This is a genomic window from Mesorhizobium shangrilense, assembly GCF_040537815.1.
GTDB lineage: Bacteria > Pseudomonadota > Alphaproteobacteria > Rhizobiales > Rhizobiaceae > Mesorhizobium > Mesorhizobium shangrilense.
Window position 1 is genome coordinate 133,924 of sequence record NZ_JBEWSZ010000006.1, and the last position, 26,410, is coordinate 160,333.

22 protein-coding genes are annotated in these 26,410 nt (G+C 63.2%); 7 read left to right on the forward strand and 15 right to left on the reverse strand.

Annotation, left to right across the window (positions count from 1 at the left end):
• Positions 1-88: 88 nt before the first annotated feature.
• The 6 genes from atpD to ABVQ20_RS34220 all read right to left on the reverse strand — a co-directional run bounded on the left by atpD (position 89) and on the right by ABVQ20_RS34220 (position 7,645).
• A complete protein-coding gene (gene atpD / locus ABVQ20_RS34195; protein ID WP_354464231.1) occupies positions 89-1,645 on the reverse strand; it encodes a F0F1 ATP synthase subunit beta in 1,557 nt (518 codons plus the stop codon).
• 71 nt (positions 1,646-1,716) lie between these two features.
• Positions 1,717-2,601 (reverse strand): F0F1 ATP synthase subunit gamma, encoded by an 885-nt coding sequence (locus ABVQ20_RS34200; protein WP_354464232.1) that lies wholly within the window; start codon positions 2,599-2,601, stop codon positions 1,717-1,719.
• A gap of 46 nt (positions 2,602-2,647) precedes the next feature.
• Complete coding sequence (gene atpA, locus ABVQ20_RS34205; RefSeq protein WP_172222567.1) at positions 2,648-4,177, reverse strand: F0F1 ATP synthase subunit alpha; 1,530 nt, start codon at positions 4,175-4,177, stop codon at positions 2,648-2,650.
• Complete coding sequence (locus ABVQ20_RS34210) at positions 4,177-4,737, reverse strand: F0F1 ATP synthase subunit delta (RefSeq protein WP_354464233.1); 561 nt, start codon at positions 4,735-4,737, stop codon at positions 4,177-4,179. Before ABVQ20_RS34210 ends, atpA begins: the two co-directional genes overlap by 1 nt.
• Positions 4,738-4,982: 245 nt before the next feature.
• Positions 4,983-5,378, reverse strand: coding sequence for an AGROH133_08824 family phage infection protein (locus tag ABVQ20_RS34215; protein WP_354464234.1), 396 nt, complete (start codon positions 5,376-5,378; stop codon positions 4,983-4,985).
• 83 nt (positions 5,379-5,461) lie between these two features.
• On the reverse strand, positions 5,462-7,645 hold the full coding sequence (locus ABVQ20_RS34220; protein WP_354464235.1) for a primosomal protein N': 2,184 nt from the start codon (positions 7,643-7,645) through the stop codon (positions 5,462-5,464).
• Between the two features lie 90 nt (positions 7,646-7,735).
• Between ABVQ20_RS34220 and fsa the strand changes: the two genes are divergently transcribed.
• Positions 7,736-8,392 carry a fructose-6-phosphate aldolase gene (fsa, locus tag ABVQ20_RS34225; protein WP_354464236.1) on the forward strand — a complete coding sequence of 219 codons (657 nt, stop codon included), beginning with the start codon at positions 7,736-7,738 and terminating at the stop codon, positions 8,390-8,392.
• Positions 8,393-8,463: 71 nt separating this feature from the next.
• Here the strand turns inward: fsa and ABVQ20_RS34230 are convergent, their stop codons facing one another.
• Together ABVQ20_RS34230 and leuS are read right to left on the reverse strand one after the other, a co-directional pair.
• Positions 8,464-9,048 (reverse strand): hypothetical protein, encoded by a 585-nt coding sequence (locus ABVQ20_RS34230; protein ID WP_354464237.1) that lies wholly within the window; start codon positions 9,046-9,048, stop codon positions 8,464-8,466.
• Positions 9,035-11,659: a leucine--tRNA ligase gene (gene leuS, locus ABVQ20_RS34235; protein WP_354464238.1), complete on the reverse strand. Its 2,625-nt coding sequence runs from the start codon at positions 11,657-11,659 to the stop codon at positions 9,035-9,037. Before leuS ends, ABVQ20_RS34230 begins: the two co-directional genes overlap by 14 nt.
• Positions 11,660-11,814: 155 nt before the next feature.
• On the opposite strand from leuS, the gene ABVQ20_RS34240 reads away from it, so the two are divergent.
• Positions 11,815-12,477, forward strand: a complete 663-nt coding sequence (locus tag ABVQ20_RS34240; protein ID WP_354464239.1) for a YggS family pyridoxal phosphate-dependent enzyme — start codon at positions 11,815-11,817, stop codon at positions 12,475-12,477.
• Between the two features lie 108 nt (positions 12,478-12,585).
• On the forward strand, positions 12,586-13,635 hold the full coding sequence (locus tag ABVQ20_RS34245; RefSeq protein WP_354464240.1) for an aldo/keto reductase: 1,050 nt from the start codon (positions 12,586-12,588) through the stop codon (positions 13,633-13,635).
• A 56-nt stretch (positions 13,636-13,691) separates the two neighbouring features.
• Here ABVQ20_RS34245 and ABVQ20_RS34250 read toward each other — a convergent pair whose 3' ends face one another.
• Positions 13,692-14,600 carry a LysR family transcriptional regulator gene (locus ABVQ20_RS34250; protein WP_354464241.1) on the reverse strand — a complete coding sequence of 303 codons (909 nt, stop codon included), beginning with the start codon at positions 14,598-14,600 and terminating at the stop codon, positions 13,692-13,694.
• Positions 14,601-14,719: 119 nt separating this feature from the next.
• Between ABVQ20_RS34250 and ABVQ20_RS34255 the strand changes: the two genes are divergently transcribed.
• The gene (locus ABVQ20_RS34255) at positions 14,720-15,901 is read left to right on the forward strand and encodes an MFS transporter (RefSeq protein ID WP_354464242.1); all 1,182 of its coding nucleotides are present in this window, start codon (positions 14,720-14,722) and stop codon (positions 15,899-15,901) included.
• A gap of 55 nt (positions 15,902-15,956) precedes the next feature.
• Positions 15,957-16,991: an aldo/keto reductase gene (locus ABVQ20_RS34260; protein ID WP_354464243.1), complete on the forward strand. Its 1,035-nt coding sequence runs from the start codon at positions 15,957-15,959 to the stop codon at positions 16,989-16,991.
• Between the two features lie 48 nt (positions 16,992-17,039).
• On the opposite strand, the gene ABVQ20_RS34265 is transcribed toward ABVQ20_RS34260, so the two are convergent.
• Both ABVQ20_RS34265 and ABVQ20_RS34270 read right to left on the reverse strand, forming a co-directional pair.
• Entirely contained in the window at positions 17,040-17,432 is a 393-nt protein-coding gene (locus ABVQ20_RS34265; protein ID WP_227344623.1) for a DoxX family protein, read from the reverse strand.
• Between the two features lie 126 nt (positions 17,433-17,558).
• Entirely contained in the window at positions 17,559-17,831 is a 273-nt protein-coding gene (locus ABVQ20_RS34270) for an usg protein (protein ID WP_354464244.1), read from the reverse strand.
• A 328-nt stretch (positions 17,832-18,159) separates the two neighbouring features.
• On the opposite strand from ABVQ20_RS34270, the gene acs reads away from it, so the two are divergent.
• Together acs and ABVQ20_RS34280 are read left to right on the forward strand one after the other, a co-directional pair.
• Positions 18,160-20,115, forward strand: coding sequence for an acetate--CoA ligase (gene acs / locus ABVQ20_RS34275; protein ID WP_354464245.1), 1,956 nt, complete (start codon positions 18,160-18,162; stop codon positions 20,113-20,115).
• Between the two features lie 8 nt (positions 20,116-20,123).
• A complete protein-coding gene (locus ABVQ20_RS34280; RefSeq protein ID WP_354464246.1) occupies positions 20,124-20,864 on the forward strand; it encodes an MOSC domain-containing protein in 741 nt (246 codons plus the stop codon).
• Positions 20,865-20,951: 87 nt separating this feature from the next.
• Here ABVQ20_RS34280 and ABVQ20_RS34285 read toward each other — a convergent pair whose 3' ends face one another.
• The 4 genes from ABVQ20_RS34285 to ABVQ20_RS34300 all read right to left on the reverse strand — a co-directional run bounded on the left by ABVQ20_RS34285 (position 20,952) and on the right by ABVQ20_RS34300 (position 26,289).
• The gene (locus ABVQ20_RS34285) at positions 20,952-21,608 is read right to left on the reverse strand and encodes a glycoside hydrolase family 16 protein (RefSeq protein ID WP_354464247.1); all 657 of its coding nucleotides are present in this window, start codon (positions 21,606-21,608) and stop codon (positions 20,952-20,954) included.
• A gap of 429 nt (positions 21,609-22,037) precedes the next feature.
• A complete protein-coding gene (locus ABVQ20_RS34290) occupies positions 22,038-23,306 on the reverse strand; it encodes a class I SAM-dependent methyltransferase (RefSeq protein ID WP_354464248.1) in 1,269 nt (422 codons plus the stop codon).
• A 375-nt stretch (positions 23,307-23,681) separates the two neighbouring features.
• Positions 23,682-25,043 carry a pilus assembly protein TadG-related protein gene (locus tag ABVQ20_RS34295; protein WP_354464249.1) on the reverse strand — a complete coding sequence of 454 codons (1,362 nt, stop codon included), beginning with the start codon at positions 25,041-25,043 and terminating at the stop codon, positions 23,682-23,684.
• A 376-nt stretch (positions 25,044-25,419) separates the two neighbouring features.
• Entirely contained in the window at positions 25,420-26,289 is an 870-nt protein-coding gene (locus ABVQ20_RS34300) for a transglutaminase-like domain-containing protein (protein ID WP_354464250.1), read from the reverse strand.
• Positions 26,290-26,410 lie beyond the last annotated feature (121 nt).

Consider the following 26,410-nt stretch of genomic DNA (forward strand, 5'->3'; position numbering starts at 1 on the left):
GAACTAGGCAGTAGCACGTGGCCCTGACCGGCCCACATTACGCAGCTGCTATTCCCTACCCACTACTGACTACTCCCTATTCCCTGAATTAAGCCGCTTCGGCAGCCAGGCGCTGTGCCTTCTCGACGGCTTCGTCGATGCCGCCGACCATGTAGAAGGCTGCTTCCGGCAGGTGATCGTAGTCGCCGTTGCAGAGGCCCTTGAAGCCCTTGATGGTATCTGCAAGATCGACCAGCTTGCCCGGCGCGCCGGTGAACACTTCGGCGACGAAGAAGGGCTGCGACAGGAAGCGCTCGATCTTGCGGGCGCGGGCCACCGTCTGCTTGTCCTCTTCCGACAGCTCATCCATGCCCAGGATGGCGATGATGTCCTGCAGCGACTTGTAGCGCTGGAGGATCGACTGCACCTGGCGGGCGACGCCATAATGCTCGTCGCCGACGACCAGCGGGTCGAGCATGCGCGAGGTCGAATCCAGCGGATCGACAGCCGGATAGATGCCCTTTTCGGCGATCGCACGGTTGAGCGTGGTGGTCGCGTCAAGGTGGGCGAACGAGGTCGCCGGTGCCGGATCGGTCAAGTCGTCGGCGGGCACGTAGATCGCCTGCACGGACGTGATCGAGCCCTTGGTGGTGGTGGTGATGCGTTCCTGCAGCGCGCCCATGTCGGTGGCGAGCGTCGGCTGGTAGCCCACGGCCGACGGGATACGGCCGAGAAGCGCGGACACTTCGGAACCAGCCTGCGTGAAGCGGAAAATGTTGTCGACGAAGAACAGCACGTCCTGGCCTTGGTCGCGGAAATATTCCGCAACCGTCAGGCCGGTCAGGCCGACGCGGGCGCGGGCGCCCGGCGGCTCGTTCATCTGGCCATAGACGAGCGCCGCCTTGGAGCCTTCGCCGCCGCCCTTCTTGTTGACGCCGGACTCGATGAACTCGTGATAGAGATCGTTGCCTTCGCGGGTGCGCTCGCCGACGCCGGCGAACACCGAGTAGCCGCCATGCGCCTTGGCGATGTTGTTGATCAGTTCCTGGATCAGCACGGTCTTGCCGACGCCGGCGCCGCCGAACAGGCCGATCTTGCCGCCCTTGGCGTAAGGCGCCAAGAGGTCGAGCACCTTGATGCCGGTGATCAGGATCTGTGCTTCCGTCGACTGCTCGACATAGGTCGGAGCCGGCTGATGGATGGAGCGCATTTCGGTGGCGTCGACCGGGCCCTCTTCGTCGACCGGCTCGCCGATGACGTTGATGATGCGGCCGAGCATGCCCGGGCCGACCGGCACGGTAATCGGAGCGCCGGTGTCATGCACTTCCTGGCCGCGAACCAGACCTTCGGTCGAGTCCATGGCGATGCAGCGCACGGTGTTTTCGCCCAGATGCTGGGCAACTTCGAGCACGAGGCGGTTGCCGACATTGATCGTCTCGAGCGCGTTCAGGATCGCCGGCAGATGTTCGCCGAACTGCACGTCGACAACGGCGCCGATGACCTGGCGGACCTTGCCGACAACGCCTGTCGCCTTGGTGGCCACGGCCGATGTCTTGGCCGCGGCTGCCTTTGCCGGCGCTGCCGCCTTCTTGGCCGGTGCGGCCTTCGCTGCTGCTGCCGGAGCCTTTGCCGGCGCTGCCGCCTTGGGAGTCGCTGCTTTCGCCATCGTCTTTACCCTTTTTCGTCCTTTGTTTCTCACACGATCCTCAGCAGGTCGATGACCTCCTGGGACCGCGCCTAGAGCGCCTCGGCGCCCGAAATGATTTCGATCAGTTCCTTGGTAATCTGCGCCTGCCGCTGGCGGTTGTAGGTAATCGACAGCTTGTTGATCATCTCGCCGGCGTTGCGCGTCGCATTGTCCATCGCACTCATCTTGGCGCCCATTTCGCCGGCCGCGTTTTCAAGCAACGCCCGGAAAACCTGCACGGAGATGTTGCGCGGGATAAGGTCGGAGAGGATTTCGCCCGGCTCCGGTTCATATTCATAAACGGCATTGCCGCCATCCGTCGCCGCGGCTGGCGCTGACGCCACACCGGCTGGAATGATCTGCTGTGCCGTCGGGATCTGGCTGATCACCGACTTGAACTGCGAATAGAACAGCGTGCAGACGTCGAAGCTGCCCTCGTTGAAGAGGTGGATGATCTTCCTGGCGATCGCGTCGGCATTGGCGAAGCGAAGTGTCTTGACCTCGCGCAGATCGACGCGGTCGAGGATCATCGATGCATAGTCGCGGCGCAGGATGTCGAAACCCTTCTTGCCGACGCAGATGATCTTGACCTGCTTGCCGTCGGCCAAAAGCCTGCGGATATGGTCGCGGGCGTGACGGGCGATCTGTGAGTTGAAGCCGCCGCACAGGCCGCGCTCGGCGGTGCAGACGACCAGCAGATGCACGTCGTCCTTGCCGGTACCGGTCATCAGCGCCGGGGCATCGCCGCCGCCGCCGATCGCCTGGGTGATGTTGGCCAGCACGGAACCCATGCGCTCGGAATAGGGGCGCGCCGCTTCGGCCGCCTCTTGCGCACGGCGCAGCTTCGCCGCGGCGACCATCTGCATCGCCTTGGTGATCTTCTGCGTCGCCTTGACCGAGGCGATACGGTTACGAAGGTCTTTTAATGAAGGCATGCTTCAAACCTGATCCCGTCTTGTCTCATCCGGACTGGCGCTTCGCTCAGGCGAAGGTCTTGGCGAAAGCGTCGATCTCGGCCTTCAGCTTGGCGCGCAGGTCGTCCGACAGCGCCTTTTCCTTGCGAATGGCGTCAAGGACATCCTTGCCGGCCGCACGCATGTGGCTGAGGAGGCCGTGCTCGAACTTGCCGACCTGATTGACCGGCAGCTTGTCGAGGTAGCCGTTGACGCCGGCGAAAATCACCGCGACCTGCTCTTCGGTCTTGAGCGGCGAGAACTGCGGCTGCTTCAGAAGCTCGGTCAAACGCGAACCGCGGTTGAGCAGACGCTGCGTGGCGGCGTCGAGATCGGAGCCGAACTGCGCGAACGCAGCCATTTCGCGATACTGCGCGAGTTCGCCCTTGATCGAGCCGGCAACCTGCTTCATCGCCTTGATCTGCGCGGCCGAACCGACGCGGCTGACCGAAAGGCCGACGTTCACGGCCGGGCGGATACCCTGGAAGAACAGGTTGGTCTCGAGGAAGATCTGGCCGTCGGTGATCGAAATCACGTTGGTCGGGATATAGGCCGACACGTCGTTGGCCTGCGTTTCGATGATCGGCAGCGCGGTCAGCGAGCCACCGCCCAGATCGTCGTTGAGCTTGGCCGCACGCTCCAGCAGGCGCGAGTGCAGATAGAAAACGTCGCCCGGATAGGCTTCGCGGCCCGGCGGGCGGCGCAAGAGCAGCGACATCTGGCGATAGGCGACAGCCTGCTTCGACAGATCGTCATAGCTGATCAGCGCATGCATGCCGTTGTCGCGGAAATATTCGCCCATGGTAGCGCCGGCGAAGGGCGCCAGGAATTGCATCGGCGCCGGATCGGAAGCGGTGGCGGCGACGATGATCGAGTATTCCAGCGCGCCGCGCTCTTCCAGAACCTTGACGAACTGCGCGACGGTCGAGCGCTTCTGGCCGACGGCGACGTAGACGCAGTAGAGCTTTTCCTTTTCGGGGCCGTTGTCGTGCACCGACTTCTGGTTGAGCATCGTGTCGAGGATGATGGCGGTCTTGCCGGTCTGACGATCGCCGATGACCAGCTCGCGCTGGCCACGGCCGACCGGGATCAGCGCATCGATGGCCTTGAGGCCGGTCGACATCGGCTCGTTCACCGACTTGCGCGGGATGATGCCGGGCGCCTTGACGTCGACGCGCTTGCGTTCGGTCGCCTTGATCGGGCCCTTGCCGTCGATCGGATTGCCGAGTGCGTCGACGACGCGGCCAAGCAGACCCGGACCAACCGGGACGTCGACGATGGCGCCGGTGCGCTTGACGATGTCGCCTTCCTTGATGTCGCGGTCGGCGCCGAAGATGACGACGCCGACATTGTCGGCTTCGAGGTTGAGCGCCATGCCGCGGATGCCACCGGGGAACTCGACCATTTCGCCGGCCTGGACATTGTCGAGGCCGTAGACGCGGGCGATACCGTCACCGACGGACAGCACCTGACCGACTTCGGAGACTTCAGCCTCCTTGCCGAAATTCTTGATCTGGTCTTTCAGAATTGCGGAAATTTCCGCGGCGCGGATGTCCATCAGCCGACCTCTTTCAGTGCAAGCTTGAGCGAATTGAGTTTGGTTTTGAGTGACGTGTCGATCTGGCGCGAGCCCATCTTCACCACCAGCCCGCCGAGCAGCGACGGATCGACGGTGACGGTGATCGCCACGTCCTTGCCGGCAACGCTTTTCAGCGCGGCCTTCAGTTCTGTTTGCTGGGCCGCCGTCAGCTCATGTGCCGACGTGACATCAGCGGTGGTCTCGCCACGGGCTTCGGCGGCGATCTGGCGGAACGCCTTGATCATGCCGGGCACGGCGAACAACCGCCGGTTCTGGGCGACGACGCGCAGGAAATTACCGGCGAGGCCGGTGATGCCAGCCTTGTCGGCAATGGCCGCGATGGCCTTGGCCTGGTCCTCGCTGGAGAACACCGGGCTGTTGATCAGGCGGGTAAGGTCCGCGCTGCCTTCCAGCATCGCTTCGAAACTGTTGAGGTCAGCCTCGACCTTGGCGATCGAATTTGCCTGCCGGGCGAGTTCGAACAGCGAACCCGCATAGCGTTCTGCAACACCTGAGATTGGCGATGACGTTTGAGCCACGGACCGTCTTTTCTCTTGTCTGACAGGCCGCAGATTATTGGCGCGAGCAAAAACTCTGGCTAAATCTTTGACCTTACTGCATTTTTTCGAGCACGGAGGCGCGGCTTCCGCTATCCCCGGCCGAAAGTCGATTGCCGTCTAGCACAGGCATTTTAAGACCGCAATGCGTCGTCCCGCATGGTTTTAGGCACTATTGTCGCATCCGGCGACCCAGTTCAACCGGAAGCCCCTGATTAGTCGATGATTCAGGGCAGAAAGCCGAAGGCGAAGGCCAGCGGCGGCACGGCCAGCGCAAGTTCGATCACCACCGAAACCCAGTTGTAGGGCGTGTTGGCTCCATCCGACATCATTCCTAGCAGGCGGCCAAAGGCCGAGAACAGCCAGCAGAAGCCCAGCGTCATGTAGATAAGCGGCTGGGCCAGCAATATCGCGCAGATGCCGACGCCGAGATAAAAACCTGCCATGGCCGCACGACCCTCGGCAATCGCCTCCGGCTTCGCCGGGATGGGTTGCAGCCGCATGATCTTGAACCCAAGGCGCGGCGCCAGGAACATCAGCAGGCCGAAGACAAGCGTGACGGCGGCACTTGACCATGCCGCCCACTCGCCCTGGCTCATCGGCCACGGAAAGGTAAAATCCATCTTGTCCCCTCGAAAAGCGTCTGCTTCGAAATTTCCCGCATTCTAACGAAGGAACGGACGCGCGCCAGACCGAGCGGCAAATCTCAAAGAAAACTCTGCGGATCGATGTCTACCTGCACCCTGACCGAGCCGCGCGCCTTCGGACCGTTGGCCAGCATCGTCCGTATGAAGCCTTGCATGTCGGCGCGACGCTCGCCCTGGATCAGCAGGCGAAAGCGATGGCGTCCGCCGAGCAATGCCAACGGCGCCTCCGCCGGGCCCAGCACGAACAGGTCGGAGGCCTCGGGCGCCGTGCGCCGCAGCGCGCGCGCATGGCCTTCAGCCTCGGCGCGGCTCGCGGCACTCACGATCACGCCGGCCAGCCGGCCGAACGGCGGCAGCACCGCCCGTTCGCGCTCGGCGATCTCGCGCTCGTAGAAAGCTTCGGCGTCGCCGGAGATGATCGCCCGCATCACCGGGTGGTCCGGCTGGAAGGTCTGCAGCAAGCCGAGGCTCTTCTTGCCCGTACGGCCGGCGCGGCCTGTCACCTGGCTGAGCAGCTGGAAAGTCCGCTCGGCGGCGCGCGGGTCGCCATTGGCAAGGCCGAGGTCGGCATCGACGACGCCGACCAGCGTCATGTTGGGGAAGTTGTGGCCCTTGGCGACAAGTTGCGTGCCGATGACGATGTCCGCCTCGCCATTGGCGATGGCTTCGAGCTCCAACCTGAGGCGCCGCACGCCGCCCATGATATCGGACGACAAGACGATCGTGCGCGCATCCGGGAAATGCGTGACGACCTCTTCGGCGATCCGCTCGACGCCCGGTCCGCAGGCCACCAGATGATCGAGCGTACCGCATTCCGGACAGGCTTCGGGGCGGCGCTCATTGTGGCCGCAATGGTGACAGACGAGCTGGCCGCGAAAGCGGTGCTCGACCAGCCACGCCGAGCAGACCGGGCAGCCGAAGCGATGGCCGCAGACCCGGCACAGCGTCAACGGCGCATAGCCGCGACGGTTGAGGAACAGCAGCGACTGTTCCTTCTTGTCCAGGGTCCGGCTGACATGGTCGAGCAGCACCGGCGACAGGAATCCGCCGCGGGCCGGTGGCGCGCGGCGCATGTCGATCGCCTTCAGGTGAGGCAGGGCCGCTTCGGCGAAACGGGCGGAGAGAACAGCCCTGTTGTATCGGCCCTGGCTGGCATTGACCCGGCTTTCGACGGATGGCGTCGCCGATGCCAGCACCACCGGGAAGCCGCCGATGTGGCCGCGCACCACCGCCATGTCGCGCGCATTGTAGAAGACACGGTCCTCCTGCTTGTAGGCGGGGTCGTGCTCCTCATCCACTACAATCAGGCCAAGCTCCTTGAACGGCAGGAACAGGGCCGAGCGGGCGCCGGCAACAACGCGCACGGTGCCTTCCGCCACCTGCCGCCAGACCCGTTCGCGCATCCTCGGCGGCAGGTCTGAATGCCATTCGCCTGGCTTGGCGCCGAAGCGCTGCTGGAAGCGTTCAAGAAAGGCATGGGTCAGCGCGATTTCCGGCAGCAGGATGAGCACTTGGCTACCCCGGTCGAGCGCGGCGGCCACCGCCTCGAAATAGACTTCCGTCTTGCCCGATCCCGTCACGCCGTCGAGCAGCGCGACATTGAAGATTTCGGCCGCGACATTGGCGCGCAACATCTCGGCCGCAGCGCTCTGGTCGGGCATCAGTTCCGGCACGGCGTAGCTCGGATCGGGTGCCGCCACCACCGGGCGTGGCGGGATCATCACCGTCTCGAAGACACCTTGCGCACGCAGTCCATCGATCACGGTCGACGACACGCCAGCCGCATGTGCCAGGCCCGATCGCGTCCACGCAAGCCCGCCTTCAGCCGTCTCCAGCACACGCTGCCTTGCGGCGGTCATCCGGTCGGGATCGGCGAGCGTGCGCTGCAGCCCTTCGATCCAGGGCTCGGGATCGAAGGCCTCCGGTGCCCGCAGCAGCATGCGCGCCACCATGCCGGGCGGCGACAGCGTGTATTGCGCGACCCAGTCGACGAAACGGCGCATGGCACGGTCGATCGGCGGACAGTCGAAGACCTGCTCGATCGGCCGCAATTTCCTGGCGTCGACCTTCTCAACCGCACCGTCCCAGACGATGCCGGCGACCTGGCGCGGACCAAGCGGCACACGCACGATCGAGCCCGGCACGACGCGCATGCCTTCAGGCACCGCGTAGGTATAGGGGCGTTCGGCCGGCATGGGGACGAGCACGGGAGCGGCCGTGGCAAAGGGCGAATCTTCGATCATGATGCGTGACCTTGCCCCGACTTTGCTCTAGATCAAAGGGCAACGCTGAACGTGCCATTCTGGCACGAGGAAATCGTCAGGAGACCCGCCATGAAATTTTTTGTCGACACCGCCGATGTCAAGGACATCCGTGAACTGAACGACCTGGGACTGCTCGATGGCGTCACCACCAATCCGTCGCTGATCCTGAAATCCGGCGGCAAGATCGCCGAGGTCACCAAGCAGATCTGCGACATCGTCAAGGGCCCGGTTTCGGCCGAAGTGACCGCCACCGAATATTCGGAGATGATGCAGCAGGCCAAGGTGCTGGCCAAGATCGCCGACAATGTCTGCATCAAGGTGCCGTTGACGCTCGACGGGCTGAAGGCCTGCAAGACGATCCGCACCGAGATGAACCGCATGGTCAACGTCACGCTCTGCTTCTCGGCCAACCAGGCGCTGCTGGCGGCCAAGGCCGGCGCGTCCTTCATCTCGCCCTTCGTCGGCCGCATCGACGATACCGGCATCGACGGCATGGAGCTGATCCAGGAAATCCGGCAGATCTACGACAATTACGATTTCCAGACCGAGATCCTCGTCGCTTCGGTGCGCACCGTGAACCATGTCAAGCAGGCGGCGCTGATCGGCGCCGATGTCGCGACCGTGCCGGCGGCAACGCTGAAGGCGCTGGTCAAGCACCCGCTGACGGACAAGGGGCTGGAGCAGTTCCTTGCCGACTGGGCAAAGACCGGCCAGACGATCGCCTGAGATAGGGGAAGACCCGCAAGGAAAAGGCCGAGCAATCGGCCTTTTTTCGTCTCAGCAACCAGCGTGTCGCTTCAACTGGTCTTTTTGCCGTGCTTGACCAGATCCTGAGCAATGGCGAGATGCAGCGCTTCGGCCAGTTCGCGCGCTGCGCGATTCTCCGCGTCGATCTGCGCCCGGTACGAGGCAAATTCCTGGCGCGGCCGGTCGAAGGACGACGTGATCGCACGCTTGCCCGTGGAGACGATTGCGCCGGTCTTGGCGTCGGTCAAAGTATAGGCGGACGTCAGCGTCACGGTGCCCGCGGTCGGCTCGTCCTCATCCGTCGCCACCTGCACGGTCGCGGCCGATTCGACGAGTTCGGTGACGCCAAGTTCGAGCGAATAGACCGGCGACGCCGGTTCGCCCTGGCCACCGCCAAGCCCGAAGACCAGGTTGTTGCGAATCTGCTGAGCATAGCGTGTCTTGACCGGCTTGATGCCGATCGAGGCAAGCTCTGCGGTGGGGCCGACTTGCGAACCGGGGCTCAGCGGCGCGCTCGAATAGAGCGGGCGAATAGTGCACGCGGAAACCAGCGCCATGCAGGCGATCAGGCCGAAAAGCGCCATGCGGCGCAGGGAACGCGTCACTTGCGTCTTCTCCGGATCAGGCAACGACATTGACGATCCTCTGCGGGACGATGATCACCTTGCGCGGTGCCTTACCTTCGAGCGCTTTCTGCACGAAGTCGAGAGCGAGAACCGCTTTTTCGACCGCACCTTGGTCCGCGTCGCGGGCAATTGTCAAATCCCCACGCTTCTTGCCGTTGACCTGAACTGGCAGAACGATCTCGCTGTCGACAATGAGCGACGGGTCGTAGATCGGCCACGGCCGCTCGGCGACCAGATCTGTGCCGCCAAGTGTGTGCCAGCATTCCTCGGCCAGATGCGGCATGACCGGCGCGACCAGGTGCACGAGAATGTCCACCGCCTCGCGGCAGGCACCTTTCAGCGCCGCATCGGCCTTGCCTTCCGCCACCTCGTTCAGCGGTGTCGTCAGCGCATTGGCCAGTTCGTAGACACGAGCAATGGCACGGTTGAAGGCGAGCTTCTCGATATCCTCGCCGACAGCTTTCAACATCTTGTGCGCGGCCTTGGAAACCACCCCGGCCTCGCCTTCCCTGGCTGCGGCCGGCCGGATTCCGGCAAGTGATTCGGCCGCTGTCGACACCAGGCGCCAGATGCGCTGCATGAAGCGGTGCGCGCCGGCGGCACCGTCATCGGTCCATTCCACGTCGCGCTCGGGCGGCGAGTCCGACAGCATGAACCAGCGGGCCGTGTCGGCGCCGTAGCCGTCGGTGATCTCTTCCGGGCTCACCGTGTTCTTCTTCGACTTCGACATCTTCTCGAGCGGCCCGATCTCCACCGCGTCGCCGGTGGCGATCTCGATGGCGCGGCGCTTGCCCTCCGCGTCCTCAAGCCGCACCTCGCTCGGCGCCAGCCAGCGGCCATTTGATGCGCCTCCGACCCGGTAGGTCTCGTGCACGACCATGCCTTGCGTGAACAGGCCCTTGAACGGCTCGGCCAGATCGACATGGCCGGTCTCGCGCATGGCACGGGTGAAGAAGCGCGAATAGAGCAGGTGCAGGATCGCGTGCTCGATGCCGCCGATATACTGGTCGACCGGCAGCCATTCGTTCGCCGCCTTGGGGTCGGTCGGCTCATGCGCCCAGGGCGCGGTGAAGCGGGCGAAATACCAGGACGAATCGACGAACGTGTCCATCGTGTCGGTTTCGCGCCGCGCATCCTTACCGCACCGCGGACATTTCACATGGCGCCATGTCGGATGCCGGTCGAGCGGATTGCCCGGCCGGTCGAACTCGACATCATCCGGCAGCTTGACCGGCAGGTCGGCCTTCGGCACCGGCACCACGCCGCAATCCTCGCAATGGATCATCGGGATCGGGCAGCCCCAGTAGCGCTGGCGCGAAATGCCCCAGTCGCGCAGGCGGAAATTCACCTTGCGCTCGGCCATCGGCCGGTTGCCGATCGTCTTCTGTTCCAGCAGCCTGGCAACCTCGTCGAAAGCCTGGCTCGGCTTCATCTCGTCGAGGAAGCGCGAATTGATCATCGCGCCGTCGTCGCCATAGGCCACGTCGATGATCTGGAAGGTCGCCTGATTCTCGCCCTCCGGCATCACCACCGGCACCACCGACAGGCCGTATTTGTTGGCGAAGTCGAGGTCGCGCTGGTCATGCGCCGGGCAGCCGAAGATGGCGCCGGTGCCGTATTCCATCAGCACGAAATTGGCGACGTAGACAGGCAGCGTCCAGCTGTCGTCGAACGGATGGACGACGCGGATGCCGGTATCGAAACCCTTCTTCTCGGCGGTTTCCAGCGCCGCCACCGAGGTGCCCATGTGGCGGACTTCCTCGATGAACTTTGCCAGCGCCGGATTGTTCTCGGCGGCCTTCCTGGCCAGCGGATGATCGGCGGCGATCGCCATGAACGAGGCGCCGAAAATAGTATCGGGCCTTGTCGTGTAGACCTCCAGCTCGTGCTCGCCGGCAACGTCCGAAGCCAGCGGCCAGCGGACCAGCAAGCCTTCGGAACGGCCGATCCAGTTCTGCTGCATCAGCTTCACTTTTTCGGGCCATTCGTCGAGGCCGTCGAGCGAGTCCAGCAGGTCATCAGCGAAATCGGTGATCTTGAAGAACCACTGCGTCAGCTCACGCTGTTCGACCAGCGCGCCGGAGCGCCAGCCGCGGCCGTCGATGACCTGCTCGTTGGCGAGCACGGTCATGTCCTCCGGGTCCCAGTTGACCTTGGAGGATTTGCGCGTCACCAGCCCTTTCTCGACGAAGTCGAGGAACAGCATCTGCTGGCGGTGGTAATACTCGACATCGCAGGTGGCGAATTCGCGCGCCCAGTCCAGCGACAGGCCCATGACCTTGAGCTGCTCGCGCATGGCGGCGATGTTCCGGTAGGTCCATTCCTTGGGATGGACCTTGTTCTGCATGGCGGCATTTTCGGCCGGCATGCCGAAGGCGTCCCAGCCCATCGGGTGCAGCACGTTGAACCCCTTGGCCCGCTTGTAGCGCGCCACCACGTCGCCCATCGTGTAGTTGCGGGTGTGGCCGATATGGATATTCCCAGACGGATAGGGGAACATCTCCAGCACGTAGTATTTCGGGCGCGGATCGTTGTTATCCGCCTCGAACAGCTTCCTGGCGTCCCAGGCCTTCTGCCATTTGGGCTCTGATGTGCGCGGATTGTATCGTTCGGTTGCCATGGGACGTTTTTCACTTAAAAAGCATCGCGGACTGCGGGCGAAAGCTCGGCAGTTCAGGGAATGTGGTTGGGGTGTTCACCATGGTTTGGCAAACCCGTCAACCATATGGGTATCGCGTCGGTCAAAAACGCGGGTCAAAACAGCAGGATTCAGACATGGGCGACGCCGTTCAGCAGTTTTTCGCGGTCAAGGCAAGGATCGCCGCCGCCGAGCGCGAGGCGGCTCGCGAAGCCGATGCGGTGACGCTGGTCGCGGTTTCCAAGACCTTTGACGCCGCCGACATCCAGCCGGTGATCGAGGCCGGTCAGCGCGTCTTCGGCGAGAACCGCGTGCAGGAAGCGCAAGGCAAATGGCCGGAGCTGAAGGACGCATTCCCGGATATCGAGCTGCATCTGATCGGCCCGTTACAGTCGAACAAGGCGAAGGAAGCGGTGGCGCTGTTCGATGTCATCGAGACGATTGATCGCGAAAAGATCGCCGCCGAACTCGCCAAGGAGATCATCCGGCAGGGCCGCGCGCCAAAACTCTATGTCCAGGTTAACACCGGCTCCGAGCCGCAGAAGGCCGGCATCGAGCCGCGCGAAGCCGTCGCCTTCGTCGCCCGCTGCCGCGACGTGCACGGCCTCGCGATAGAAGGCCTGATGTGCATCCCGCCGGCGGATGAGAACCCAGGACCGCATTTCGCCTTGCTGGAAAAGCTTGCGCGGGAGGCCGGCGTCGCGAAACTGTCGATGGGCATGTCGGGCGACTACGAGACGGCGATCGCCTTCGGCGCCACCAGCGTTAGGGTCGGCTCGGCGATTTTCGGCAGTCGATAGGCCGAGGCGACTTGTGCCAGTCGGGCATGCTGATTGCGCCAACACTGGAAACGAAACGTACCGTTCCTATTTGCCTTCTGTCATCACAATCCTCCTGGAGCCTCCACCATGCGTTACAATCAGCTTGGAAACACGGGTATGTTCGTATCCGAACTTTGCCTGGGTACCATGACCTTCGGCGCCGCAGGCCAGAACGCCCAATGGGGCCTGATCGCCAGCCTCGACCAGAAGGGCGTCAACGAGATCGTTGCCCGCTCCATTGCCGCCGGCGTCAATTTCTTCGACACGGCCGACGTCTATTCCTTCGGCGAGTCGGAGCGCCTGCTCGGCCAGTCGCTCAGGGATCTCGGCGTCGCCCGGTCGAACGTGGTCATCGCTACCAAGGTCCACGGCGCCATGGGCGAAGGCCCGAACCAGCGCGGCTCGTCGCGCGGCCACATCATGGATTCGGTCGACGCCAGCCTGGAGCGCCTGCAGCTCGACCATATCGACCTCTACCAGCTCCACGGCACCGACACGGTGACGCCCATCGACGAGACCTTGCGGGCGCTGGACGACCTCGTTGCCAGCGGCAAGGTCCGCTATGTCGGCGTTTCCAACTGGGCGGCGTGGCGCATCGCCAAGGCGCTCGGCATTGCCGACCGCAAGGGCTTTGCCCGTTTCGAGACCATCCAGTCCTACTACTCGATCGCCGGCCGCGACCTCGAACGCGAGATCGTGCCGCTGCTCAATGAGGAGAAGCTTGGGCTGATGGTGTGGTCGCCGCTGGCGGGCGGCCTGCTGTCCGGCAAATACGGACCTGGCGCGCCCGGCAATGGCGAAGGCCGCCGCGCTTCCTTCAACTTCCCACCGGTCAACGAGGACCGTGCCTGGGCGGCCGTCGCGGTGATGCGCGAGATCGCGCAAAAGCACGATGTGAGCGTCGCCACGGTGGCGCTCGGCTATGTGCTGGCGAAGCCCTTCGTCATGAGCGTGATCATCGGAGCCAGCCGCATGGAACAACTCGAGCAGAACCTTGCTGCCACCCAGTTGAAGCTCGACACTGACGACCTCGTGCGTCTCGACGAGGTCAGCGCCCTGCCGGCCGAATATCCCGGATGGATGCTCGAACGTCAGGCGGCGGGCCGGCGTCCGGCGCCGTTCACCCCGAAAGCATAGAACCCGCCAGCTCAGATATCTCGGGAGCCCATCCGCTCCCGAGAACCCTTCTCATCTCAGGTCAGCCGTACAGTCTCGACCAGAAAATCCAGAAAGGCGCGCACGCGCGCCGGCAGGTGCCGGCCCTGGCCGACATAGACCGCGTGCGTGGCCTCCTCGTCGCCGGGATTGAACGCATCCAGCAGCGGCACCAACCGACCGGCCGCAATATCATCGGCCACATGCCAGCGAGCCAGCCGGGAGATTCCGGCGCCTGCCAGCGTCATCAGCCGCATCGCCTCGCCATCGCTGACCAGCGTGTTGCCGTTGATCGGGACTATGACAGCATTACCGGCCGCGCCGAGGAACGGCCAGCCGTCGAGATGCCTGACGAAGCCGAAGCCCATGCGATTATGGCTGTCGAGATCGGCCGGCGTCTGCGGTGTGCCGTGCTTTTCGAGGTAGGAGGGCGCAGCGACCACGACGACCGGGCCTTGCCCGAGCTTGCGCGCCACCAGTCGCGATTCGCCAAGTGGCCCGGCACGGATGGCGACGTCAGCACGTTCCGCCATCAGGTCGATGACACTGTCGGTCAGCACCAGATCAACCGAAATCTCGGGATAGCGTTCGAGGAAATCAGGCAGGAGCGGGATCAGCCTGTGCACTCCAAAGGGCACGTAGCTGTTGACGCGCAACCGTCCACGCGGCGCCGCACCCGCGGCCGCCTCACGCTCGGCCGCAGCCATGTCGGCAAGGATGCGCACCCCATTGTCATAAAACGCCGTCCCTTCCGGCGTCAGTTGCAGCTTGCGCGTCGAGCGGCTGACCAATCGGGCGCCGAGTCGGGCTTCCAGCCGCGCGATCAGCTTGCTCACCGCCGACGGCGTCATCCGCAATGCGCGCGCCGCGGCAGAGAAGCTGCCCGCCTCGACGACGCGGACAAACACTTCGATCTCGCCGGAACGGTTGATGTCGGGCCTGGCCATCTGTGAATCTATTTCACAGAAAATGTTCCCAAGGCAAGTCTGGTTCACAGCGCATGGCAACACGATCTTTCGGGCCGGGGCGCGGGACGGCGCTCTTCGCCATTGAAGTGGAAATCGCCATGCCTCTTGCTCTTTATGCCCTCGCCGCCGGTGCCTTCGGCATCGGCGTCACCGAATTCGTCATCATGGGTCTGCTGCTTGATGTCAGCAAGGATCTCGGCGTCTCGATCTCGGCAGCCGGCCAGTTGATTTCCGGGTATGCGCTGGGCGTCGTCATCGGCGCGCCGCTGCTGACCATCGCCACCGGCAACTGGCCGCGCAAGACCGTGCTTCTGGCGCTGATGGCGATCTTCACGCTTGGCAATCTCGCCTGCGCGCTGGCCCCCGACTACTGGACGCTGATGGGCGCCCGAATCATCACCGCCTTCGCCCACGGTACCTTCTTCGGCGTCGGCTCGGTGGTCGCCACGGGCCTGGTCGCGCCCAACAGGAAAGCGTCGGCGATCGCGCTCATGTTCACCGGCCTGACCATCGCCAACATCCTCGGCGTTCCCTTCGGCACCTGGCTCGGCCAGGCCTTCGGCTGGCGCGCGACCTTCTGGGCGGTAACCGTGGTCGGCCTGGCGGCCTTCGCGGTCATATCGGCTCTGGTGCCACGTAGCCAGACGGCCTCTGAAAAGAGCGACCTGCGCGCCGATCTCGCCGTGCTGCGCCGCACGCCGGTCCTGCTCGGTCTTGCCACCACCGTGCTCGGCTATGCCGGCGTCTTCGCCGTCTTCACCTACATCGCACCGTTGCTGACCGAGATCAGCGGCTTCAAGGAAGCGGCGGTGTCCCCGATCCTGCTCGTCTTCGGTGGCGGTCTCATCGCCGGCAACCTCGCCGGCGGCAAGGTCGCCGATCGCTGGCTGGTACCAGCCGTGCTGGGCAGCCTTATCGTGCTGGCCGTGGTGCTCGCAACCATGACCTTCGCCATCCACAGCCAGGTCATGGCCGTGATCTATGTCGGCCTGCTTGGTGCTGCTGCCTTCGCCACCGTGGCGCCGCTGCAGATGTGGGTGCTCGAGAAGGCTCAAGGGGCCGGCCAGAGCCTCGCCTCGTCCTTCAACATCGCCGCCTTCAATCTCGGCAATGCCGCCGGCGCCTGGCTTGGCGGCGCGGTCATCGCCCACGGCCTCGGCCTCGGTGCGCTCACCTGGGTCGCGGCTCTCCTGCCGCTCGCGGCGCTGGGCGTGGCGGGGCTGGCGCTGCGCCTCGATCGCACCGCCACGCTCGGCGCGCCCGCCCCTATCCGGTCGTGACCGCAAGCCAATTCGCTTTTCGACATTCCCCGTTCAACATCACCAGGAGCAAAAAATGGACTATCGACGTCTCGGCGCATCCGGCCTGAAAGTGCCGGCGCTGTCATTCGGCGCGGGAACCTTCGGCGGCTCCGGCCCGCTGTTCGGCGCCTGGGGCAACAGTGATGCCAAGGAAGCGCGGCGGCTGGTCGACATCTGCCTTGAGGCCGGTGTCAACCTCTTTGACACCGCCGACGTCTATTCGAACGGCGCATCGGAAGAAGTGCTTGGCGAAGCCATCAAGGGTCGCCGCGACGCGGTGCTGATCTCGACCAAGACCTCGCTGCCGATGGGCGACGGGCCGGCCGACTACGGCTCGTCGCGTTCGCGGCTGATCAAGGCCGTGGAGGATGCGCTGAGACGCCTCGGCACCGACTACATCGACCTGTTGCAGTTGCATGCCTTCGATGCCGGCACGCCGATCGAGGAGGTGCTGTCGACGCTGGACGAACTCGTCCGCTCCGGAAAGCTGCGCTATGTCGGCGTCTCCAATTTCTCCGGCTGGCAGGTGATGAAGTCGCTGGCGGAGGCCGACAAGCACGGCTATCCGCGCTATGTCGCACACCAGGTCTACTATTCGTTGGTCGGGCGCGACTATGAGTGGGAGCTGATGCCGCTCGGCATCGACCAGGGCGTCGGTGCCTTGGTGTGGAGCCCGCTCGGCTGGGGCCGCCTGACCGGCAAGATCCGTCGCGGCCAGCCGCTACCGGAAAAGAGCCGGCTGCACGACACCGCGAGCTTCGGTCCGCCAGTCGAGGACGAACATCTCTACCGGGTCATGGATGCACTCGACGCGGTGGCCGAGGAAACCGGCAAGACAGTGCCGCAGATCGCCATCAACTGGCTGCTGCGGCGCCCGACCGTTTCATCCGTCATCATCGGCGCCCGCAACGAGGAGCAGTTGCGCCAGAACCTCGGCGCCGTTGGCTGGACGCTGACGCCTGAGCAGATCAAGAAGCTGGACGCGGCGAGCGAAGTCACCGCGCCCTACCCCTATTTCCCCTATCGCCGCCAAGAAGGCTTCGCACGGCTCAACCCGCCGGCCGTCTGACATCTCCTCGCCTGGGTCGCGTGACGCGCGACCCAGGCCTTGGACCGCCTATCCCCAGATCGGCCAAAGCGCCGCCTGGCCGCTGCCGATCAGGGCGATGACGATCAGGCAGACGATCCACAGCGCCGGATATTCCCAGCCGCCGCCCGCATTGGTGAACCAGAAACCATTCTTGCCATGAACGAGCACGATCGTGCCCGCCATCAGGGGAATGAGCAGGATCGCCGCCAGCCGTGTGGCGACGCCGAAGATCAGCCCGAGGCCGCCAGCCGTTTCGGCGGCGATGGCGATCAAGCCGAAATAGCCGGGTACGCCAAGCGACTGGAAATAGTCGGTCGTGCCCTTGGGCGTGAAGACGAAGTATTTCAGATAGGCATGGGCAAGAAACAGGCCGCCGACGCTGACACGAAGCAGCAATGCGGCATAGTCGAAAGCGGTCATGTCCGTTCTCCCGATCGCGGACGCCGCGTTGGGCATTCTGCCTTGCCGCGCCGCCCGCCAAGCATAGCCGACAGCCATTTTTCTGTCGCCGCACGAGAATGGAAACAGACCGTCCGCGGCCGCTCGTCAGTGCAGCACGAATTCACCGTCGACCTTGCGCCATTCGTTCGGCGCGATCAGCTTCTGGTGGGTGTAGACAACCGAATGCAGCGGGCCCTCGAGCTCGGCCTTCCAGAACTCGATGAATTTGATCAGCACCGGAAATTTCGGGGCGATGTCGTAATCCTGCCAGATGAAGCTTTGCAGCAGGTGCGGATGGTCAGGGAAGTGATAGAGAATCTTGGCCGTGGTCAGCCCATAGCCCTTGAGCATCAGGTCCATTTCGGCGTGGTCGCGCATTGTGGTCCTCTGGGTTCGAGTCTCCTTCTCCTCCCAACGATGATTCTGCGCTTCATTGCTTAATCGTCTATTGATATTTTCGTGATCGATGTCAGGTTTATCCCGCAAAAACATGCGGTTAGCAGCGAGCCTTGCCGAGTGCTGACAGCGGCGCGATGGTGGGCGTGCGGCATCCCGCCGCGCAAACCCCCAATCTCCCACCAAACCCAATGTCTAATATTGCCGTCAACGCGGAACTGTTAATAATGCGCGCGAATTCGCGGCCGCGTCGCCGCGATCCCCGCTGGCCTCCAAGCCAGCGGTTTGGTTTCGGGAGGAAAGTGAAGACATGTCCGAGGCAAAGATCCATCGCGTCCAGCCGGCGTGGAAGAAGAACGCGCTGATCGATGATGAAACCTACCTGAAATGGTATGCCGACAGCGTCAAGTCACCGGACAAGTTCTGGGGCAAGCACGGCAAGCGCATCGACTGGTTCAAGCCCTTCACCAAGGTCAAGAACACCTCCTTCGACGGCAAGGTCTCGATCAAATGGTTCGAGGATGGGCTGACCAATGTCTCCTACAATTGCATCGACCGGCACCTGAAGAAGCGCGGCGACCAGACCGCCATCATCTGGGAAGGCGACAATCCCTACGATGACAAGAAGATCACCTACAACGAGCTTTACGAGCATGTCTGCCGGCTCGCCAATGTGATGAAGAAGCACGGCGTCAAGAAGGGCGACCGCGTCACCATCTACATGCCAATGATCCCGGAAGCCGCCTATGCGATGCTGGCCTGCACGCGTATCGGCGCCATCCATTCGATCGTCTTCGGCGGCTTTTCGCCGGATGCGCTGGCCGGCCGCATCGTCGACTGCGAATCGACCTTCGTCATCACCGCCGACGAGGGCCTGCGCGGCGGCAAGCCGATCCCGCTGAAGGAGAACACCGACAAGGCTATCGACATTGCCGCAAAACACCATGTGATGGTGAAGAACGTCATCGTCGTGCGCCGCACCGGCGGCAAGATCGGCTGGGCGCCGGGCCGCGACGTCTGGTACCATGACGAGGTCATGACGGTGAAGGCCGAGTGCAAGCCGGAAAAGATGAAGGCCGAGGATCCGCTGTTCATCCTCTACACCTCGGGCTCGACGGGCAAGCCGAAGGGCGTGCTGCACACCACCGCCGGCTATCTCGTCTACGCCTCGATGACGCACCAATATGTCTTCGACTACCATGACGGCGACATCTACTGGTGCACCGCCGATGTCGGCTGGGTTACCGGCCACAGCTACATCGTCTACGGCCCGCTCGCCAACGGCGCCACCACGCTGATGTTCGAAGGCGTGCCGAACTATCCGTCGCAGTCACGCTTCTGGGAAGTCATCGACAAGCACAAGGTCAACATCTTCTACACCGCGCCGACCGCCTTGCGCGCGCTGATGGGCGCCGGTGACGCCCATGTGACGAAGACTTCGCGCAAATCGCTGCGCGTGCTGGGCTCGGTCGGCGAGCCGATCAACCCGGAAGCCTGGGAGTGGTATTTCAACGTCGTCGGCAACGGCAAGGTGCCGATCGTCGACACCTGGTGGCAGACCGAGACCGGCGGCATCCTGATTACCCCGCTGCCGGGCGCCACCGACCTCAAGGCCGGCTCGGCGACGCGGCCCTTCTTCGGCATCAAGCCGCAACTGGTCGACGGCGAGGGCAAGGTGCTGGAGGGCGCCGCCGACGGCAATCTCTGCATCACCGATTCCTGGCCTGGCCAGATGCGCACCGTCTATGGCGACCATGATCGCTTCATCCAGACCTATTTCTTGACCTACAAGGGCAAGTACTTCACCGGCGACGGCTGCCGCCGCGACGCCGATGGCTACTACTGGATCACCGGCCGCGTCGACGATGTCATCAACGTCTCCGGCCACCGCATGGGCACGGCGGAGGTCGAATCGGCGCTGGTCAGCCATGACAAGGTTTCCGAGGCCGCCGTGGTCGGTTATCCCCATGATATCAAGGGCCAGGGCATCTACAGCTATGTCACCTTGATGAGAGGTGTCGAGCCGACCGAGGAGCTGCGCAAGGACCTTGTCGCCCATGTCCGCAAGGAGATCGGCGCCATCGCTTCGCCCGACAAGATCCAGTTCGCGCCGGGCCTGCCCAAGACGCGCTCGGGCAAGATCATGCGCCGTATCCTGCGCAAGATCGCCGAGGATGATTTTGCCGCCCTTGGCGACACCTCGACGCTTGCCGATCCGGCTGTCGTCGACGACCTGGTCGCCAACCGGCAAAACAAGAAGGGCTGACACGAACCGTGGCCGCACTGGGCGCAGTGACCGAGCTTTGGCGGTATCCGGCGAGTTCGCTTGCCGGGGAACGCCTGGACTCGATTTCGGTCGGCCCGGAAACCATCGCCGGCGACCGGATGTTCGGCCTTGTCGATGCATCGGACAATGAGATCGCCCGGCCGGATCGCGCCGAGAAATGGCACAAGGTGCCGCGCATCCGGACCCGGCTGTCGGAAACCCGGCAACTGGAGATCGCGACGCCGGACAGTGGCTGGCTGGCCGCACCTGGGGCCGAAAGCGACCGTGCCGTATCAGCCTATCTCGGCTTCGAGGCTTCGATCCGGCCGTTTCGCCGGGAGGATGCGACGCCCGACTATTCAGGCCCGCTCACCGAGGAACGCTATCGCAAGGCGCCCATTCATCTCCTGACCACGGCGTCGCTGGCGCGACTGAAGGCGCTGCATCCCGAGGGTGTGGCCGACCCACGCCGTTTCCGGCCCAACATCGTCGTCGACATGGCCGCCGTCGAAGGGTCCTTTCCCGAGACGGAGTGGATCGGCCGTAAACTGGCCATCGGCGACCTGTTGCTGACGATTTCCGAACCCTGCCGCCGATGCGGCTTCACCATTATCGGCCAGGACGGTTTCGACAACGATCCGGCGATCCTGCGCAACCTTGTTCGCCACAACGCGCACAATCTGGGCGTCTACTGTACGGTCGACCAGCCCGCGCCAGTAGCGGTCGGCGCGGCGATGCGGTTCGTCTAGGTGGATTGATGCGGCCGTCAGAGCCCTGACCTTGCCACCTCAGGTGAGCGTCAACGATCCAACAACCTCCCGAGCTGCCGCCTTGCCTTACAGCGGGTAGACGCGCAGGGACCTGACAACCATGGCGTGGCCGGCGGGTTTATCGGGAATTTTGCCGGCAAAGAAGGCCAGGGCGGTTGAAAAGCGGATATCCACCGGCTTCTTGATCGCGCCATGGGTCGCAATCGCCGCGACCGGTTCGCCATCGACCTCGAAGACGATGTCCGTCGGTGTCCAGAGGACGCCGTAGTCGTGAAATCCCTTCGACAGGTCGCCGCTGAACTTGCTGTCGAATCCAACTCCGGTGCCGGCGGTGGTGACCCAGTTGTGAAGGGTCATATGCAGATCGTTGGGGAAGTGCACCTCCGCAATGTCGATCTCGAAAGCGTCTTCGCTCACAAGCCAGAAGGCATTGTTGAGCCCATCGATGTCGGCCACCTTGATGCTGGCCTCGAAAAATCCGTATGACTGCTTCGATTTGCTGGTCGCGAAGCCGGTAGACCATTTCGCATGGCATTTCACAGCGTCCAGCGTCCTGAGCTCGAGGCCTGTTGGGGTCGCCACAACGTTGCGCGGCTGACGGCAAGATTGCAGGTCTCCACGGTCGTCCGATTGCAGCGACCATTGCGATTGGAACTCCGCCCGGTTTGTGAAGTTCGTATCGATGACCGGCTTCTTCCGTCCGGAGCGATAGCTTGCGATCAACCCACGGTCCGCGGCGGTTACAGGTCGGCGCTCTCCCCAGGGTTGATTGGGATTGAACCAGGTTGCGGGTCCCATCTGCTGTGTGGCGGCGAAGAGCGGCCAAGCCGACAACAGGCCTGTCACCAGGAAAATCAGGAGCCTGGACAATCGCTTGGGCATCGCATGCCAGGTGGCCTTGCTCGATATGGGATCAGAAGGCCTGTACAAACGCTGCATCGGGGCGCCTCTCCTTCGTCGGAATCTGAAGCCGGGCCGCAGTCAGCCGAACAGGCGAAAAAGGCTTATTTAAGCAGGACTGATCGAGCGAAACTCAATCGGCCGCCATCTCGACGCGCCGAGTGCAAACAGCAACGCCATCCGCATCGGCCTGTCACAGAGGCATCCGACGTCAGATACTGACCACCAGCGCGATGGGCCGAGCAGGGCCAGCTACCGATAAAGATCCGCCCGCGTCGGCGGCAGGCCGCTTGGGCCACGTGCCCGCTTGGTCACGACAGTCTGGAAAATCTGCGCCGAGGCACGCTCGAAGGTGATCGAACAGCCAGTGAGATAGAGCAGCCAGAGCCGCGCCCTGGCTTCGCCAACCTCGGCGATCGCTTCGTCGAACCGGGCCTGGAGACGCTGGGCCCAGAGCCTGCAGGTGCGGGCGTAGTGCTCGCGCAGGTTCTCGACATCGTAGACGAGGAAGCCATGCGCTTCGAAATTGCCGAGCGTCATGCCGATCGTGTCGAGTTCGCCGCCGGGGAAGATGTATTTGATCAGCGCCTTGTATTCCGGCCCCTTGCGCAGCGTCTTCTTCATGTCGCCCTTGCTGCGCCTGGTGATGGCATGATGCAGATAGATGCCGCCCGGCTTCAGCAGCCGATGGACGGTGGAGAAGTAGGTGGCATGGTTGGCGAGCCCCAGATGCTCGAACATGCCGATCGACGATATCTTGTCGAAAGTATCGGTTAGCTCGGCGTAGGACCGTATCTCGATGGTGATCTTGTCTTCCAGACCCTCGGCGCGGATGCGCTCGCGGGCGAGTTCCGTCTGGGCCTCCGACAGCGAGACGCCGTGGCCGGTGACGCCATAATTCTTCGCGGCATGGATCAGCATCGCCCCCCAGCCGCAGCCGATGTCGAGCAGCCGCTCACCCGGCTTCAGCCGCAGCTTGCGGCAGATATGGTCGAGCTTGTCGGCCTGCGCCTGGTCGATGTCATTGGCGAAATCCTTGAAGTATCCGCAGCTATAGACCATGCGCTCGTCGAGGAAGAGCCGGTAGAAGGCGTTTGAAATATCGTAGTGATGCTGGATCGCCTGCTTGCTCGATCCGCTGACGAAAGGGTTTCGTCCGGCAAGATCGACCGGCGCCGTCATCTGCTTTCGCGAAAGCAGCACGGCGGGCAGGTCGCGCAGGATCGCCAGTTTCGGCAATGTCTTGAGCTTCGACCTGAGCTTGCCCTGCGATGGCAGGGCGTAGAAGTCGAACAGCGATCCGTCTTCCACATCGACCGCCTTGGAAATCCACATCTCGATCAGGGTCGACAGAGAAGGGCGGCGCACGATCTGCCAGACGATATCCTGGTCGTTGATGGTGAGCACCGGGCCTGTGGCGGGGCCGATCCGCTCGCCAGTCCAGAGCTTGACGGCAAAGCCCGGCTTCAGCGTTTCAATGACCGTTCGAACGATCCGCGCGGCCTTGTCGGTGGCGTCCATGCTTCCTCCCCGAAAGCCAGTGCAACAATGAAGTCAAGCGCACCAATGTTGTCCGATTGCCCGCGGACTGCAAGTCGGCCTGTCCGGAAAGACACACCACCGGCTTTTTGAGAGTGACGGCTTGCCATTTGCCGGATGAGACCCCATCATCCGTATGTGTTCAACAAATCGAAAGGAGGTGATCCGATGTCGAGTGATTTCGTTTTCCAGAACGTGGCCTCAGCGGATTGCACTTTCGGGAAGCAGTCTTCCCGTTAAGGCGCGAGATGCGCGGCGGGTGACCTCACGGGTCGCCGCCATTGAGCCGCGCCATGGACGGAAACACGGAAGGCCGCCGGCTTCGCAAGAAGCGGCGGCCTTTTCCTTTTCGCGATGCTATTTGCTCAGCGCCAGGCGTTCGATGTTGCGGGCGATGGTCTGGAACGCGGTGTCGAGTTCGGCGCCGTTGGCGGCCTGGTAGAAATGCTTGATGCCGCCACTGTCGGGGCTGGCGCAATCCTGCAGGGTCGCCTTGGCGTTCGCCTCGTTGAGGTCGAAGCCGATAGTGAAGATCTCGATGCCCTTGTCGCGCATCGCGGCGCAAAGCTTCTTCGCCGCCGTGCGGGTCGGCTCCTTGCCGGCGTCATTGTACACCTGGTTGACGGTGCTGGCATCGAAATAGGACAGGTTGAACTCGCCGTCGGTCATCAGGATCGCATATTTGGCGACCTTCTTGGGATCCATCTTGGCCGGCCGTTCCGAGGCCTTCATCACGCTACCCCAGTTTTCCGAAAGCATGTACCAGGCCCATTGCACGCCGATATGGCCGGCGGTGCCGCCGGACGCGACAAAGGTCTTGATCACATTCTTGAGCGCCGTGGCATCGGCCGTCAGCGGCATCAGCGTTGCGTCCGGGCAGGCTTTCGTGCTGGTGTTGCTTGCGAAGGTCGGCAGCAGAAAATCGCTGTTGACCATGCTGGAGCCGGGGCCGGCGTCCGTATATTGATCGACCCCCTTGCGCTCGGTTGCGCAAGTGCCCGCGTTTTTCGGCGCCGAGACATATTGCGGGTCGCTGTTGCCCGGCGCCTGTTTGCGCTGGCTGGCGGAGGTTTCGACATAGACAGTGCTGGCGGCAAGCGTGCCGGCATTCACCGAATTGGCATAGGGCACAATGGACACGCGCACCCGAGGCTTGGACAGATCCTGCCCGGTGAGGAATGTGTCCACCGCATTGCTCGCCGCTGCCTTGAGATCCTTGATTTTCTGGCCGGCCATCGATCCTGTCACGTCAAGCATCATTGCCACTTCGATCGACTTGTCCGAATAGACGGCCGTGGTCGAGACAGGCACGCGTTGCATGTTGCCGACGCTGAACAGCGGGAAATAGAACGCGACATTGACATGGACGTCCGCCTGCACCGTCTTGGCGATCGGATCGACCGTCAATTTGTCGAGGACGATCTGGTTGGCCTGCAGGATTCCCGCCGTGTTGTTGGCATCGAGAAACGCCTGCACCGACGCGTTCGCATTGGCCTCCTTGATGACGCCGGTCGTCAGGTCGCGCGCCGTCGAGGTGACGGCGGCATCGACCACGCCCTGCAGGCTCGACTTGGCATTGTAGATCTGGGACAGGTTGACCGAGAAGCCGACGGCCAGCGCCAAGACCGAGGCGGTAAGGCCAAACAGGACTGCGAAATTTCCACCGCGATCCCTGGCGAAACCGCCAATCGCGTGAACAAGACCCCCGTAATTCCGCATCCTATTGCCTCTCCTCGCCTCGGCCTCGTCGCCGGGAAGGTTCGATGCAGGATTCCAGCCGGATGACGCCGCCAATCGCCCGAAAGCAAGGAAGGCGGCACAAACTTATTGTTTTTGTTGGGTTTTGTCAGGAAGACAAGGTCAACAATACGTAAACGCGACCACCGACTCTTCGCGCCGTTTACCGGGCGCTTACCACGATCTGGCCCACCCTGAAGGAGCCGTCTGGAACGCGTCCCGCGGCGGCACAGCCGGACTGTGCCAGAGCGGACCACCGGCAGCGAGGCACTGCCGGTGACCAGAGCAGGAACCCGAAAAGTGGAAACCGGTTTTCTCGGACAAACGGTCCCCGTTTGTCCAGAGATCTGCTCAGGCTCTATGCTAGCATGTGTGCGCTGACTGTCCTGTCGACAGCATGATAGGGCGGATTGAACAGATTGCCTTCCTGCTCGTAGGTCCAGACCTTGAACAGGCTGAGCCGATGCGGGCCGAAACTGTGAAGCAACGGCACGTCGGTGGCGTCGCGGCCGCGCGCGATGACGACGCGGCCGATCCTCGGCGTGTTGTGACGGGCGTCGAACGTGTACCATTTGCCGTCGAGGAACACTTCCAGCCAGGCCGAGAAATCCATCGGCGCCGGATCGATCGGCACGCCGATATCGCCGAGATAGCCATTCACATAGCGGGCCGGAATGTTCATGCAGCGGCAAAGCGTGATCGCCAGATGCGCGAAATCGCGGCAGACGCCAACCCGCTCCTCATGTGCCTGCGCCGCCGTTCGGGTCGGCCGCGCATAGCCATAGCCGAACGAAAGGCGATTGTGGACATAGTCGACGATCGCCTGGACGCGCGCCCAGCCCGCCGGGACATGGCCGAAAAGCTGCCAGGCCAGTCCGCTGAGATGGTCGGTCTCGCAATAGCGGCTGCCAAGCAGATAGCCGAGCACCTCGTCCGGCAGTTCCGCGACCGGCACTTCCCTGGCCAGCGTGTTGACCTCATCCGTCTGCCCGCTATCCTCGACGACTGCGTCATAGAGAATGCGAAAGCCGCCAGGAGGCGCCGTGAAGCGCCGGCAGGCATTGCCGTGAAGGTCATGATAAAGGCGCGTGTGCACGGAAGGCGACGTCAGCACGCGTGTCTGCCGCTTGATGGTGGCCTGGCGATCCCTGTGGATCTCGAGCAGTGAAACGACGGGTGTGGCCTGTGTGCATTCAATGGCGATTTCGTAGCCGAGCCGGATCAGCATCGAAGGTCCCCTTCAATCGTCATGAAAGTCAGAACCGTTGAAACGCGATAGGCCGGGCATGGTTCCCTGAGTGCAGGCGAAAAACGCCCGGCGTCTTTCAAATCCATCACCGCACCGATAC